13 protein-coding genes are annotated in these 13,372 nt (G+C 66.2%); 5 read left to right on the top strand and 8 right to left on the bottom strand.

What is annotated here, in order from left to right:
- Nucleotide 1 precedes the first annotated feature (1 nt).
- Entirely contained in the window at nt 2–976 is a 975-nt protein-coding gene (locus PGN27_RS22860; RefSeq protein ID WP_335328162.1) for an Acg family FMN-binding oxidoreductase, read from the top strand.
- Here PGN27_RS22860 and PGN27_RS22855 read toward each other — a convergent pair.
- Both PGN27_RS22855 and PGN27_RS22850 read right to left on the bottom strand, forming a co-directional pair.
- Nucleotides 950–1,624: a response regulator gene (locus PGN27_RS22855; protein WP_335328829.1), complete on the bottom strand. Its 675-nt coding sequence runs from the start codon at nt 1,622–1,624 to the stop codon at nt 950–952. The genes PGN27_RS22860 and PGN27_RS22855 overlap by 27 nt on opposite strands.
- A 13-nt stretch (nt 1,625–1,637) precedes the next feature.
- Entirely contained in the window at nt 1,638–2,078 is a 441-nt protein-coding gene (locus PGN27_RS22850; RefSeq protein WP_335328161.1) for a pyridoxamine 5'-phosphate oxidase family protein, read from the bottom strand.
- A gap of 164 nt (nt 2,079–2,242) precedes the next feature.
- Here PGN27_RS22850 and PGN27_RS22845 point away from each other — a divergent pair, with 164 nt between their 5' ends.
- The 3 genes from PGN27_RS22845 to PGN27_RS22835 are packed head-to-tail and all read left to right on the top strand — an operon-like array spanning nt 2,243 to nt 6,261.
- The gene (locus PGN27_RS22845) at nt 2,243–3,790 is read left to right on the top strand and encodes an ATP-dependent DNA ligase (RefSeq protein WP_335328160.1); all 1,548 of its coding nucleotides are present in this window, start codon (nt 2,243–2,245) and stop codon (nt 3,788–3,790) included.
- A 45-nt stretch (nt 3,791–3,835) separates the two neighbouring features.
- Nucleotides 3,836–6,124 (top strand): carbon starvation CstA family protein, encoded by a 2,289-nt coding sequence (locus PGN27_RS22840; RefSeq protein WP_335328159.1) that lies wholly within the window; start codon nt 3,836–3,838, stop codon nt 6,122–6,124.
- Nucleotides 6,070–6,261 (top strand): YbdD/YjiX family protein, encoded by a 192-nt coding sequence (locus tag PGN27_RS22835; protein WP_335328158.1) that lies wholly within the window; start codon nt 6,070–6,072, stop codon nt 6,259–6,261. Before PGN27_RS22840 ends, PGN27_RS22835 begins: the two co-directional genes overlap by 55 nt.
- Before the next feature lie 54 nt (nt 6,262–6,315).
- Here the strand turns inward: PGN27_RS22835 and PGN27_RS22830 are convergent, their stop codons facing one another.
- The 5 genes from PGN27_RS22830 to fabG all read right to left on the bottom strand — a co-directional run bounded on the left by PGN27_RS22830 (nt 6,316) and on the right by fabG (nt 11,442).
- Entirely contained in the window at nt 6,316–7,359 is a 1,044-nt protein-coding gene (locus PGN27_RS22830) for a TIGR03857 family LLM class F420-dependent oxidoreductase (protein WP_335328157.1), read from the bottom strand.
- Between the two features lie 141 nt (nt 7,360–7,500).
- On the bottom strand, nt 7,501–8,286 hold the full coding sequence (locus tag PGN27_RS22825; RefSeq protein ID WP_335328156.1) for a GntR family transcriptional regulator: 786 nt from the start codon (nt 8,284–8,286) through the stop codon (nt 7,501–7,503).
- On the bottom strand, nt 8,270–9,460 hold the full coding sequence (locus PGN27_RS22820) for an acyl-CoA dehydrogenase family protein (protein WP_335328155.1): 1,191 nt from the start codon (nt 9,458–9,460) through the stop codon (nt 8,270–8,272). The genes PGN27_RS22825 and PGN27_RS22820 overlap by 17 nt, the downstream gene beginning before the upstream one ends.
- Nucleotides 9,461–9,487: 27 nt before the next feature.
- Nucleotides 9,488–10,702, bottom strand: coding sequence for an acetyl-CoA C-acetyltransferase (locus tag PGN27_RS22815; protein WP_335328154.1), 1,215 nt, complete (start codon nt 10,700–10,702; stop codon nt 9,488–9,490).
- The gene (gene fabG, locus PGN27_RS22810) at nt 10,702–11,442 is read right to left on the bottom strand and encodes a 3-oxoacyl-ACP reductase FabG (RefSeq protein WP_335328153.1); all 741 of its coding nucleotides are present in this window, start codon (nt 11,440–11,442) and stop codon (nt 10,702–10,704) included. The genes PGN27_RS22815 and fabG overlap by 1 nt, the downstream gene beginning before the upstream one ends.
- Nucleotides 11,443–11,533: 91 nt before the next feature.
- On the opposite strand from fabG, the gene PGN27_RS22805 reads away from it, so the two are divergent.
- Nucleotides 11,534–12,733, top strand: coding sequence for an acyl-CoA dehydrogenase family protein (locus PGN27_RS22805; RefSeq protein ID WP_335328152.1), 1,200 nt, complete (start codon nt 11,534–11,536; stop codon nt 12,731–12,733).
- Between the two features lie 6 nt (nt 12,734–12,739).
- On the opposite strand, the gene PGN27_RS22800 is transcribed toward PGN27_RS22805, so the two are convergent.
- A complete protein-coding gene (locus PGN27_RS22800) occupies nt 12,740–13,192 on the bottom strand; it encodes a MaoC family dehydratase (protein ID WP_335328151.1) in 453 nt (150 codons plus the stop codon).
- Nucleotides 13,193–13,372: the final 180 nt, after the last annotated feature.

The raw sequence follows: 13,372 nt of genomic DNA, 5'->3' as shown, positions 1-13,372 counted from the left end.
CATGGACCCGAACACTCCGGACCGCCGAACCATCGAGACGGCGCTGTCCCTGGCAACGAGGGCTCCGTCGATCCACAATTCGCAGCCGTGGCACTGGCAGGTCCGACCGGATCGGTTGACGCTGTTCGCCGATGCCGATCGTGCTCTGCCCCATACTGATCCGGACTCCCGCGATCTGTTGCTCAGCTGCGGAGCCGCGCTGCACCATGCGATCGTCGGGCTGGCCTCGCTGGGCTGGCGGGCCGAGGTACACCGCTTTCCCGACCCCGATCGGCCCGATCTGCTGGCGACCGTGCAGATGCGCCCCGGCCCCGCGGCCGGATCGGATGTGCCACTGGCCGCCGCCATCCCGTGCCGGCGCACCGATCGCCGCATGTTCAGCCCGTGGACAGTGCCGGACGCCGATATCGCCGTGATGGGCGCCAGAGCGGCGCGGGCGGGGGTGATGCTGCGCCAGGTGCAGCGCCTGCCCGAACTGCAGGAAATCGTCGCACGCGCCGTCCGGCAACACGCCACCGATCACGCGTACCTTGCCGAATTGTCCACCTGGAGTGGGCGTTACGCGTCACTTGCGGGCGTGCCCGCCCGCAACACCCCACGCTCGGATCGCCGCGCGACACTTCCCGGACGGGTGTTCGCCGGACCGATGCTCGCGCAGTCCGAGACCGGGTCCGTCGATGACGGCGCCGCGGTCCTGGCACTGGGCACCAAGGCGGACAACCCGATGTCGCGATTGCGGGCCGGGGAGGCCACCAGCCTGGTCCTGTTGACCGCGACAACGCTCGGGCTGGCCAGCTGCCCGGTGACCGAACCACTCGAGATCGACGCCACCAGACGGGCGGTCCGCGACGACGTCTTCGGCGACCATGGCCATCCGCAGATGTTGTTGCGCATCGGCTGGGCACCGGTCAATGCCGACCCACTGCCCGCCACCCCGCGGATGCCGATCTCAGCGGTCGTCGATTGGCAGTCCTGAACCACCGGGCCTGTTCTCTGGCCATTCCAACTTCGATGCGAAAACAGCTGCCTGCGTGCGGCGTTCCATGCCGAGCTTGGCAAGCAGCCTGGATACGTAGTTCTTCACCGTCTTCTCGGCGAGGAACATCCTGGCCGCGATCTGACGGTTCGTCAGCCCCTCGGACAGCAGGTGCAGCAGGGTGCGCTCCTGCTCGGTCAGCCCGGTCAGCGGGTCATCACGCTCGGCGGCACCGCGCAGATTCGCCATCAGTGCCGCGGCTGCCCGATTGTCGAGCAACGAGCGACCCGCTCCCACCTCCTTGATGGCGTTGGCCAATTCCAAACCCTTGATGTCCTTGACGACATATCCGCTCGCGCCGGCCAGGATGGCGTCGAGCATCGCCTCGTCGGATGTGAACGAGGTGAGCATCAGACAACGCAGATCGGGAAGCTCGGAGAGCAGATCCCGGCACAGCTCGATGCCATTGCCATCGGGGAGTCGCACATCGAGCACGGCGACCTCGGGCCGTGCGGCGGGGATCCGCGCCAGCGCCTCGGCTGCCGTGCCCGCCTCCCCCACGACCTCCAGGTCGGGATCGGAGCCGAGCAGGTCGATCAGCCCACGCCGGACGACCTCATGGTCATCGACCAGGAACACCTTCACCACGGACATGACCCCATCATGGCCGGTAGTGCGGACCGGTGTCGTCGAGGATCTGCCTGCCGGTGATCCGCTCGGTCCTGATCCGGATGAAATGATCGCGCCGACCCTGCACCCACGGTTCGACGAACGTGCCTGCGACGTCGACGAGATCGTCGATCGCGGTGATCGGCTCCGCGGTGCCGACCACGGTGACGCTCCACCCACTGCGCAGATCGGGATCCAGCTCATCGGCCTCGAACGCCACCATCTGGTGGGTGGCAGCGGCCGCCAGCTTCGCGCCACCGGCAACGCGGATGACGACATCCTCCTGCCACAGGCGGAAGTTGACAGGCTGGATCGCCGGAAGCTCGTCTTCGGTGAACACCAACCGACCGACGCGGACCTGTTGTAGGCGGTCCAGGCATTGCCTGCGGTTGAGAACGTCGAGTTGCTGCGCGTGTGCCTTGCTCTGCGACATCGTGGCCACCTCCTCGTGGGCAGCCGCCCGGCTGCCCGATCATTGTCACGCCAGGGCATCACCACACGCCAGGGCCTTATGTCACCCGTTCGGACATGTCACCGGTTGGGCCTTCGGAGCGCGCTTCTCGGTGACATGTCGGTGCCGGATGGCAACCTGGAGCCGTGCAGCTGGCAGAGATCGTCGCCGCGTCGGCCGATATCGGTGCGACATCGTCACGGCTGGCAAAGGTCGAGCGGGTTGCGAAGGTACTGGGCCTGGCGGATCGGGACGAGATCGGGGTCGTGGTGGCGTGGTTGTCCGGCGAACTGCCCCAGCGCCAGATCGGCGTCGGCTGGGCCGGGCTGCGCGATCTCCCTCCACCGGCCGCCGACGCCACGCTGACCGTCGCCACGGTGCACGCCATGCTGACCGAGATCAAGGAGGTCGCGGGCAAGGGTTCCAAGAATCGACGATCCCGGCGAGTGCTGGACCTGTTCGCCGCCGCCACCGAGGCCGAACAGCGCTTCCTACGGCGTCTGCTGTCCGGCGAACTGCGCCAGGGCGCACTTGCCGGGGTGATGGCCGACGCGGTCGCCAAGGCCGCCGCCCTGCCGGCCGCCGCGGTCCGGCGGGCCGCGATGCTGGCCGGGGATCTCTCCGAGGTCGCGGTGTCGGCGATCGTCGACGGCGATATCGGCCGGTTCACCCTGCGCGTCGGACGTCCGGTCTCTCCCATGTTGGCCCAGACCGCGACCGGCGTCGCCGAAGCCCTGGACAAATTGGGCGGCGAGGCCGCCTTCGAAACGAAGCTGGACGGCGCGCGGGTGCAGATCCACCGCACCGGGGACCGCGTCGCGATCTACACCCGGACGCTCGACGACGTCACCGCGCGGTTGCCCGAGGTTGTCGACGCCGTGTTGGCCCTGCCGGTCACCGACCTGATCGCCGACGCCGAGGCGATCGCGCTCCGGCCCGACGGGCGTCCGCACCGCTTCCAGGTGACCGCATCGCGCTTCGGGAGCCGCTCGGCCGCTGGGCGCGCGGAGCCGCTGTCGGTGTTCTTCTTCGATCTGCTGCACCGCGATGGTGTCGACCTGCTGGACCTGCCGCTGACCGACCGGATGGCCGTGCTGGACGAGGTGGTCCCGGCGACACAACGGGTGCAGCGGCTGGTCACCGCGGACCCGGACGCCGCGCGCGAGTTCCTGGAGGCGACGCTGGCCGCCGGCCACGAGGGTGTGATGGCCAAGGCGCCGCTCGCACCGTATGAGGCGGGCCGCCGCGGCGCGGGCTGGTTGAAGGTCAAACCGGTGCACACCCTCGATCTGGTGGTGCTGGCGGTCGAATGGGGGTCCGGGCGGCGCACCGGCATGCTGTCCAACATTCATCTGGGTGCCCGGGACCCCGGCACCGGCGAATTCGTGATGCTGGGCAAGACGTTCAAGGGCATGACCGACGAGATGCTGGCGTGGCAGACGAGACGCTTCACCGAGCTGGCGATCGACGGTACCGGCGGCGGTGCCCCGATTGCCGGCTCAGCCGGCGGCACGGTGCGGGTGCGGCCCGAGCAGGTCGTCGAGATCGCCATCGACGGTGTGCAGGCGTCATCGCGCTATCCGGCGGGGATGGCCTTGCGTTTCGCTCGCGTCGTGCGCTATCGGGACGACAAGCCCGCCGCACAGGCCGACACGGTGGAAACCGTGCGTGAGCTGTTCGAACGCGGCGGTTGAGGCAAAGTCCCAACGTCGTCTCGACGCGGTGCAAGGATCGACCCCATGGGATCACCGACTGCCCCCGATCTGACCGAGGACACCCGCGGCGACATCACCTACGTCCGAACCGACAAGGATCTGCCGCCGGTGGCGATCATCGACCGGTCACCGATCACCGCCAAGCACCGCATCGTCTTCGCCGTGGTGGCGGTCCTGGGCGCCGTCGCGTGGGCGATCATCGCATTCTTCCGCGGCGAGACCATCAACGCGGTGTGGTTCGTCATCGCGGCAATCTGCACCTACGTCATCGGATTCCGGTTCTACGCCCGGTTGATCGAGATGAAGATCGTCAAACCACGCGATGATCACGCCACGCCGGCCGAGGTCTTCGAGAACGGCACCGATTACATGCCCACCGACCGGCGGGTGCTGTTCGGGCACCACTTCGCCGCCATCGCCGGGGCAGGCCCCCTCGTCGGTCCGGTCCTGGCCATGCAGATGGGTTACCTGCCCGGCACCATCTGGATCATCATCGGTGCGTTGGTCGCCGGTTGTGTGCAGGACTACCTGGTGCTGTCGATCTCGGTACGCAGACGAGGCCGGTCGCTGGGACAGATGGCCAAGGACGAACTCGGCGTGGTGGGCGGCGCGGCGGCGATCGTCGGCGTGCTGGTCATCATGGTGATCCTGCTGGCGGTGCTGGCGCTGGTCGTGGTGAACGCGCTCGCCGAGAGCCCGTGGGGCGTGTTCTCCATTGCGATGACCATCCCCATCGCGATCTTCATGGGCCTGTACCTGCGCTTCCTGCGGCCCGGCCGGGTGTCGGAGGTATCGCTGATCGGTGTGGCGCTGCTGCTGTTGGCCGTCGTATCCGGCGGCTGGGTGGCCGAAACCCAATGGGGCACCGACTGGTTCACGCTGTCGAAGGTGACGTTGTCGTGGTGCATCATCATCTATGGCCTGGCCGCCTCCATCCTCCCGGTGTGGTTGCTGCTGGCGCCGCGCGATTACCTGTCGACGTTCATGAAGGTCGGCACCATCGCTCTGCTCGCGGTGGGCATCCTGGTGGCCCGGCCGATCATGGAGGCACCGGCGATCTCGTCGTTCGCCACCAGCGGTACCGGACCCGTGTTCGCCGGTTCCCTTTTCCCGTTCCTGTTCATCACGATCGCCTGTGGCGCACTGTCGGGCTTCCACGCGCTGATCTCCTCGGGTACCACGCCGAAGCTGCTGGAGAAGGAAAGCCAGATGCGCCTGATCGGCTACGGCGGCATGCTCACCGAGTCGTTCGTCGCGATCATGGCGCTGATCACCGCCGCAATCCTCAACCAGCATCTGTACTTCGTGATGAACGCACCGACCGCTGCCACCGGCACCACCGCCCAGACCGCGGCCGACTACGTCAACGGACTCGGCTTGTCCGGGGCCGATATCACCGCCGATGAGATCACCGCCGCCGCCCAGAGCGTCGGCGAGGAGTCGATCGTGTCCCGCACCGGCGGCGCCCCCACCCTGGCCTTCGGCATGTCCGAGGTACTGCATCAGGTCTTCGGCGGCGCGGGTCTGAAGGCGTTCTGGTATCACTTCGCGATCATGTTCGAGGCGTTGTTCATCCTGACGACGGTCGACGCCGGCACCCGGGTTGCCCGCTTCATGCTGTCGGATGCGCTCGGCAACCTCGGTGGGCCGCTCAAGAAGCTGCAGAACCCGAGTTGGCGGGTGGGCGCCTGGATCTGCAGCGTCGTCGTCGTGCTCGCGTGGGGCAGCATCCTGCTGATGGGCGTCACCGACCCACTCGGCGGCATCAACACGCTCTTCCCGCTGTTCGGCATCGCCAACCAGTTGTTGGCGGCCATCGCGCTGACCGTCGTCACCGTGGTGATCATCAAGCGCGGACTGTTGAAATGGGCATGGATACCAGGCATTCCGCTGGCCTGGGATCTGGTGGTGACCATGACGGCGTCCTGGCAGAAGATCTTCTCCGGTGATCCGAAGGTCGGCTACTGGACACAGCACTTCCAGTACCGCGACGCCAAGGACGCAGGCAAGACGGCGTTCGGTGCCGCGAAGGACGCCGGTCAGATCGATGCCGTCATCCGCAACACGTTCATCCAGGGCACGTTGTCGATCGTGTTCGCGGTCCTGGTGCTCATCGTGGTCGCCGCCGGTGTCATCATGGCGCTCAGGGCGATTCGAGGCACAGGTCGTCCGCTCACCGAAGATGAGCCGGTGCCCTCGCGTATCTTTGCCCCGTCGGGACTGTTCGCCACCGATGCCGAGAAGGAGGTGCAGAAAGAATGGGACGCGCTCGGGCCGTCGCACGCCAGATCAGTTGGTACTGGTCCTCATTGATGGGCGATAACCACTACCGTCGCTACCTCGAGCACCTCGCGCGCCGACACCCCGGTGCGCCGGTGCCGACCGAGCGGGAGTACTGGCGGATGCGGCACGCTGTGACCGAGTCCAATCCGCAGTCGCGGTGCTGCTGAATCCTGTGATGTGAGGAGTCGCAACCGCACTGAATCCGGTTGCGACTCCTCACATCACGAGGCGGCCGATCGGTAGGCCCGCACGATCGGGGCGAGCTCATCGGGTGTCGCGCCATGCATGATCACCGCGTCGGCACCGTAGTCGAACTCCTTGCGCACCCGGTCGACGCACTGTTGCGCCGTACCGGTCGCCGAGGGCTCCAGCCATTCGTCCGGGATCATGGTGGCGATGTGTTCGATCTGCTCGGCCGTCGCCTTGTGATCGATACCGCCCCCGATGGACTGCACCACGGTATCCTCGCGAAAGCGTTGCAGCACAGCGGGATCCCAGCCATTGGTGCTGACCAACAGGTCTCCGTACCCCTGTAGATAGGTGGCCAATCGGGCGACGGTCTTCTTCAACCGCAGCTCTTCGGGCAGGTGATCGCCGACCGTCGCGAAACAGGACCACACCCGCACGCTCGCGGGGTCTCGGCCGGCCTGCTCGGCGGCATCCTTGACCGTCTTGACCGCCCGCTGCAGCGTCTGCGGCGTGAAGTATGTGTGCAGGATGACATCGTCGAAGGCGCGCCCGCCCAGCGCGAGGGTTTGCGGCCCGAAGGCGACGATGGCCAGCCTGATGTCCTCGCGGAAATCGGAATCGAGGAACAGCAGCGGATATCGTCCGATCGGCCCGTCATGGTCGAAGATCAGCTCGCCCTGCCAGAGTCGGCGCATCACCCTGGCGAAGTCTTCCATCTGCGCGGTGGTCACCGCGGGCACCCCGAAAGCGCCGTACAACGCGGCGATTCCCCTGCCGAGGCCCAAGGTGAACCGGCCCCCGGACAATCGGTGCATGGTGGTGGCCCACGATCCGGTGATCAACGGATGCCTGGTGTTGTGATTGGTCGCCGCGGTGGCGATCTGCATGCGGTTCGTCACCGCCAGCGCCGCGCCGGTCAGTGACGACGCTTCCTTGACGTTCCAGCGCTCGGAGATGAAGCCGGTACCGAACCCCAGTTCCTCACCGCGTCGGGCCTCGTCCACCAACGTGGCGGGACCTTCGCCGCCGGCGCCGGCCAGCAGGTAATAGCCGAGTTCGTCCAATGGCTCAGTCATACAGGTTCATACCCGACGTCACAACCAATGTCACAACCAACGTCACTCCCAACCTCCTTGTTGGTAAGCACCATTGCACACCCCGGTGATCGGTCCGCTGACAACGCGAAAGATCACCCACCTCCGGCAGAAATGGCGGCCTCAGCCGTCTTCGGTCTCCTTGGCGATGACGCCGCGCGCGATCAGGTGCTCTGTCAAGGGAGCCACACCCGCGGTGATGTGCTCCACGATCGCCCGCCGGGCAGCATCCGAGTCACGACGCTCCAGCGCGTCGATCAGCCTGCGGTGGTCCCTGATCGACTGGGCCGGCCAGCCCTCCAGGGTCGGGAACACCGATTCGGGCTGATAACGGGTGATCCCGGACATGAACTGGGTCAGCTTCGGCGAGTCGGCGGCAACGTTGATCAGGCGGTGATACTCATGGTTGAGGCGCACGGCGCGGTCCGGGTCGGCGTCCCGGTAAGCACGCTCCAGGTCATCCTGAATGGCCTTCAGTTCCGAAAGTTGTTCGGCGCTGATACTTTCGGCCGCCCGCGCCGCCAACTCACCCCCGACGTAGGCCTGCACGTCTGTGACATCGGCGAGATCGCGGGCGGTGAACTCCACCACCATGAACCCTCGTCGCGGGTGCTGTACCAGCAGTCCCTCGGCGCGCAGGTTCAGCAGCGCTTCCCGCACCGGAGTGACGCTGATGCCGAGGTCGACGGCCAGCTGCTCCAGACGCAGGTATTCACCGGCGGGGTAGGTGCCGTCGAAGATCCGTCGCCGCACCACCCGCGCAACCTCATCGGAAAGCTGCGGCCGGGCGACGAACCCCACCTCCTCCCGTCGCTGCGCTCGCCCGGATGCTTCTTCCCGTCGCTGCGCTCGCCCGGATGCTTCTTCCCGTCGCTGCGCTCGCCCGGGTGGATCAGAGCCGATACTCATCGAGCAGATTCTTGCTGATGATGGTCTTCTGGATCTCGCTGGTGCCCTCGCCGATCAGCAGGAACGGAGCGTCGCGCATCAGCCGTTCGATCTCGTACTCCTTGGAGTAGCCGTAGCCCCCGTGGATCCGGAAGCTCTGCTGGGTCACCTCGGCACAGAACTCGCTGGCCAGATACTTGGCCATCCCGGCGGCCACATCGTTTCGCTCTCCCGAATCCTTGAGTCGGGCAGCATTGACCATCATCAAGTGCGCCGCCTCGACCTTGGTCGCCATCTCGGCGAGCTGGAAGGCGATGGCCTGGTGCCCGGCAATCGGCGTACCGAACGTCTCCCGCTGCTGGGCATAGCGTATCGCCAGTTCGAAGGCGCGGATCCCGACACCACAGGCGCGCGCCGACACGTTGACCCGGCCGACCTCGATACCGTCCATCATCTGGACGAAACCCCGGCCCGGTGCCGCACCCAGCACATCACCGGCCGATGCCCGATAGCCGTCGAAGATCAGCTCGGTGGTGTCGATTCCCTTGTAGCCGAGCTTGTCGATCTTGCCGGGGATGGTCAGTCCGGGAACCACCTCCCCGAAACCGGCCGGCTTCTCTATCAGGAAAGCCGTCAGGTTGCGGTGCGGCTTCTCCGCTCCCTCATCGGTTTTGACCAATGCGGCCACCAGCGTCGAGCTGCCCCCATTGGTCAGCCACATCTTCTGCCCGGTGATCAGGTAGTCGTCACCATCGCGCACACCCCTGGTGCGGATGGCGGCCACATCCGAACCCAGCTCGGGCTCGGACATCGAGAACGCCCCGCGGATCTCCCCCGTCGCCATCCGGGGCAGATACCGCTGCTTCTGGGCATCGGTACCGTGCTGGCGGATCATGTAGGCGACGATGAAGTGCGTATTGATGACACCGGACACACTCATCCAGCCGCGGGCCAGTTCTTCGACGCAGAGCGCGTAGGTCAGCAGCGACTCGCCCAGCCCGCCGTGCTCCTCGGGGATCATCAGGCCGAACAGGCCCATTTCCCGCATCTGGTCGACGATGTGTTGTGGATAGGTGTCCGCATGCTCGAGTTCCTGCGCGTTCGGGATGATCTCTCGGTCCACGAATTGCCGCACGGTAGCGATGATCTCGGCCTGGACATCGGTGAGTCCGGCGGTCTGCGCGAGCTTAGTCATGGGCCATCTCGCTTCGCATCGCACTGGTCATCGGACGGTCCGTTCGAATACCGCGGCCAAGCCCTGACCGCCCCCGATACACATGGTCTCCAGCCCGTAGCGTGCGTCTCGTAAGTCGAGTTCGCGGGCCAGCGTGCCCAGCATCCGACCGCCGGTCGCGCCCACCGGATGCCCCAGCGAAATCCCGGATCCACGCACATTGGTGCGCTCGAAGTCGATTTCGCCGAATTTCCACTCCCGGGTACAGGCCAGCGCCTGCGCGGCGAAAGCCTCGTTGAGTTCGATCAGGTCCATGTCCGCCAGCGACAGGCCCGCGTTGTCGAGGGCGCGGGCGGTGGCCGGCACCGGACCGATGCCCATGATGTCCGGCCCGACACCTGCGACCGCCCAGGACACCAATCGCACAAGAGGTCTGAGTCCGAGTTCGGCGGCACGTTCGCCTGTGGTGACGATGCACATGGACGCGGCGTCGTTCTGTCCGCTGGAATTGCCTGCAGTCACAGTGGCATCCGGGTCGTTCTTGCCGAGCACGGGGCGTAGCGTGCTCAGCTTCTCCAGCGAGGTGTCGGCACGCGGATGCTCATCGACGGAGATGACCTTCGCACCGGACCGATCGGCAACCGACACCGGGATGATCTCGTCGGCCAACACCCCGCTGCGCTGCGCGGCGACCGCCTTCTCGTGCGAGCGGACCGCGAGTTCGTCCTGCTCGGTCCGCGAGATACCGTATCGGCGGCGCAGGTTCTCGGCTGTCTCGAGCATGCCGCCGGGCACGGGATGGAACTTGCCGCCTGCGGTGGTCCGCCCGCGGGCCAGTCCGTCGTGCACGGTGATACCGCCCCGCGACCCGCCCCAGCGCATATCGGTGGAGTAGAAGGCGACGTTGCTCATCGACTCGACACCGCCGGCGATCACCAGATCGCTTCCGCCACTGCCGACTTGCAGTGCCGCCTGGATGACGGCCTGTAAGCCCGACCCACAACGCCGATCGACCTGCATACCCGGCACCGTGGTGGGCAGGCCGGCATCGAGGGCCACCACGCGACCTATCGCGGGCGCCTCGCTGGACGGGTAGCAATGCCCCAACACCACATCGTCGACGGCGTCGGGACTCAGCGCTGTGCGTTCCAGCAGGCCCTGTAGTGCGGCGACACCGAGATCCACCGCTGACAGTGCTGCGAACATTCCGCCGTAGCGCCCGATCGGGGTACGCACCGGTTCGCAGATGACGGTATCGCGCACTAGATGTGCCGCCCGCCGGTCACTTCCAGCACCGTGCCCGTCATATAGGACGACAGATCCGATGCCAGGAACAGTGCCACGGATGCGACCTCACTGGGTTCGGCGGCGCGGCCCATCGGGATCTCGGCAAGCTTCTGATCCCAGATACGCTGCGGCATGGCCTCGGTCATCGCCGATCGGATCAGTCCGGGCTGGATGGCGTTGACGCGGACACCGAGATGGGCGACTTCCTTGGCGGCCGCCTTGGTCAAACCGACGATCCCGGCTTTTGCCGCCGAGTAGTTGGTCTGACCCACCAACCCGACCTTGCCCGAGATCGACGAGATATTGACGATCGCACCGCTTTTCGCCTCACGCATGATGTTCGCGGCCAGCCGGGTGCCGTTCCACGAGCCCTTCAGATGTACCGAGATGACCTGATCGAACTGCTCCTCGGTCATCTTGCGCATCGTGGCATCTCGGGTGATACCGGCGTTGTTGACCATGACATCGAGGCTGCCGAAAGTCTCGACGGCCGCATCGACGAGTGCGCCGACCTCCCCGGCATCGGTGACATCACATCGGACGGCCTTGGCCACCGAGGCACCACCGAGACGTTGCACCGCAGCCTCGGTGGCCTCTGGATTCAGGTCGCCGAGCACGACGCGCGCACCCTCGGATACGAACCGCTCGGCGATGGCGAATCCGATCCCCTGGGCACCACCGGTGACCACCGCTGTCCGACCGTCCAACAAAGCCATGAAGCCAACCTCCTCAGGCGCGAGCCGTGAAAAACATAAAATATGATATTTGTGGGATCAAACCACATCCGGACGTACAGGAGGGCCCTCGATGGCCGAGAGCGTCACCGCATCACCGTCACCAGAGACCGTCTCGGACGCCGACTTCGCCGATATCCTCGCCGCCACCAAGCAATTCATCCGCACCCAGGTGGTCCCTCGGGAGCTTGAGATCATGTCCGCCGACCGGGTGCCCGACGATCTGCGGGAACAAGCCAAGAACATGGGCCTGTTCGGATATGCGATTCCGCAGGAGTGGGGCGGGTTGGGACTGAACCTGGTCCAGGACGTCGAGCTGGCATTCGAGTTCGGCTACACCAGCCTGGCGTTGCGGTCGATGTTCGGCACCAACAATGGCATCGCCGGTCAGGTCCTGGTCGGCTTCGGCACCGACGAACAAAAGACCCGCTGGTTGGAGGGCATCGCATCGGGCGCGGTGGTCGCCTCCTTCGCGCTCACCGAGCCCGGCGCCGGGTCGAACCCGGCGGGATTGCGCACCAAGGCCGTTCGCGATGGTGACCAATGGGTGATCAGCGGCCAGAAGCAGTACATCACCAATGCACCGGATGCCGATCTGTTCATCGTGTTCGCCCGCACCCGACCCGCCGACGATGACGGCCCCGGCATCGCGGTATTCCTGGTGCCTGCGGACACGGCCGGCGTCACTGTCGGCGCCAAGGACGCCAAGATGGGCCAGGAGGGCGCCTGGACCTCCGATGTGAACTTCGACGAGGTGCGCGTCGGCAGTGACAGCCTGATCGGCGGTAGCGAAGACATCGGATACCGGGCGGCGATGGCCTCGCTGGCACGCGGGCGGGTACACATCGCCGCACTGGCGGTCGGCAGCGCACAGCGCGCGCTCGACGAATCTGTCTCCTACGCCGCGACCGCCACCCAGGGCGGTACGCCGATCGGCAGCTTTCAACTGGTGCAGGCGATGCTCGCCGACCAACAGACCGGAGTGATGGCCGGGCGGGCGATGGTCCGCGAGGCCGCTCGCCTCTGGGTCACCGGCGAGGACCGCCGAATCGCACCATCGTCGGCCAAGCTGTTCTGCACCGAGATGGTCGGTAAGGTTGCCGATCTCGCCGTCCAGATCCACGGCGGTAGCGGCTACATGCGCGAGGTTCCCGTGGAGCGCATCTATCGGGATGTTCGGTTGCTGCGCCTCTACGAGGGCACCAGCGAGATCCAGCGGCTCATCATCGGCGGTGGGCTGGTCAAGAATGCCCAACGCCAGATGACGAGCTGATACCCGCTAGGCGATGTAGCGGATGATGGATTCGGCCACGGCGGCCGGCTTCTCGGACCCTTCGATCTCCACGGTGATCGTGACCGTGGACTGGGCGGCGCCCGCCAGCTGGGCCACGTCGGTGATGACCGCGCGGGCCCGGATGCGCGCGCCGACCTTGACCGGAGTGATGAACCGGACCTTGTTGTAGCCGTAGTTCACGGCCAGCGAAATGCCCTTGACGCCGTACAGGTGACGCGAGAAGTAGGGCAGCAGCGACAGCGTCAGCAGCCCGTGCGCGATGGTGCCACCGAAGGGCCCGCTCGCCGCCCGCTCGGGCTCGACATGGATCCACTGCCGGTCCTCGGTGGCCTCGGCAAATTGGTCTACGCGGGACTGGTCGATCTCCAGCCAGTCGGTGGGACCGAGCTCGGTGCCCGCCGCACCCACCAGCTCATCCAGACTCTCGAAAACCTTCATGCGCGCTCCTCCACTCGAAACGGTTGCCGTGTCATGCATAGCCTCCCGGTCGCGCCGTAGCGACACCGGGTCGACTCCGCGACACACGACGTTCACGTGCAAGTGCAGCGAATTGAGGTAACGCCCCAACTTTCACCCGAGTCGTAGAAAACTCGGCAAGGGGATGATGAAATTTGCCGC

The organism is Mycolicibacterium neoaurum (assembly GCF_036946495.1).
Lineage (GTDB): Bacteria > Actinomycetota > Actinomycetes > Mycobacteriales > Mycobacteriaceae > Mycobacterium > Mycobacterium neoaurum_B.
Note: the sequence above shows the minus strand (reverse complement) of the source record. Positions and strands in the feature narration are given on the sequence as shown.

What these genes read in the sequence shown, in the direction of transcription:
- fabG (WP_335328153.1), bottom strand. Translation starts at nt 11,442, where the DNA reads ATGGCTTTGTTGGACGGTCGGACAGCGGTGGTCACCGGTGGTGCCCAG.
- PGN27_RS22805 (WP_335328152.1), top strand. Translation starts at nt 11,534, where the DNA reads ATGGCCGAGAGCGTCACCGCATCACCGTCACCAGAGACCGTCTCGGAC.
- PGN27_RS22835 (WP_335328158.1), top strand. Translation starts at nt 6,070, where the DNA reads ATGGGACGCGCTCGGGCCGTCGCACGCCAGATCAGTTGGTACTGGTCC.
- PGN27_RS22825 (WP_335328156.1), bottom strand. Translation starts at nt 8,286, where the DNA reads ATGAGTATCGGCTCTGATCCACCCGGGCGAGCGCAGCGACGGGAAGAA.
- PGN27_RS22840 (WP_335328159.1), top strand. Translation starts at nt 3,836, where the DNA reads ATGGGATCACCGACTGCCCCCGATCTGACCGAGGACACCCGCGGCGAC.
- PGN27_RS22820 (WP_335328155.1), bottom strand. Translation starts at nt 9,460, where the DNA reads ATGACTAAGCTCGCGCAGACCGCCGGACTCACCGATGTCCAGGCCGAG.
- PGN27_RS22800 (WP_335328151.1), bottom strand. Translation starts at nt 13,192, where the DNA reads ATGAAGGTTTTCGAGAGTCTGGATGAGCTGGTGGGTGCGGCGGGCACC.
- PGN27_RS22860 (WP_335328162.1), top strand. Translation starts at nt 2, where the DNA reads ATGGACCCGAACACTCCGGACCGCCGAACCATCGAGACGGCGCTGTCC.
- PGN27_RS22830 (WP_335328157.1), bottom strand. Translation starts at nt 7,359, where the DNA reads ATGACTGAGCCATTGGACGAACTCGGCTATTACCTGCTGGCCGGCGCC.
- PGN27_RS22850 (WP_335328161.1), bottom strand. Translation starts at nt 2,078, where the DNA reads ATGTCGCAGAGCAAGGCACACGCGCAGCAACTCGACGTTCTCAACCGC.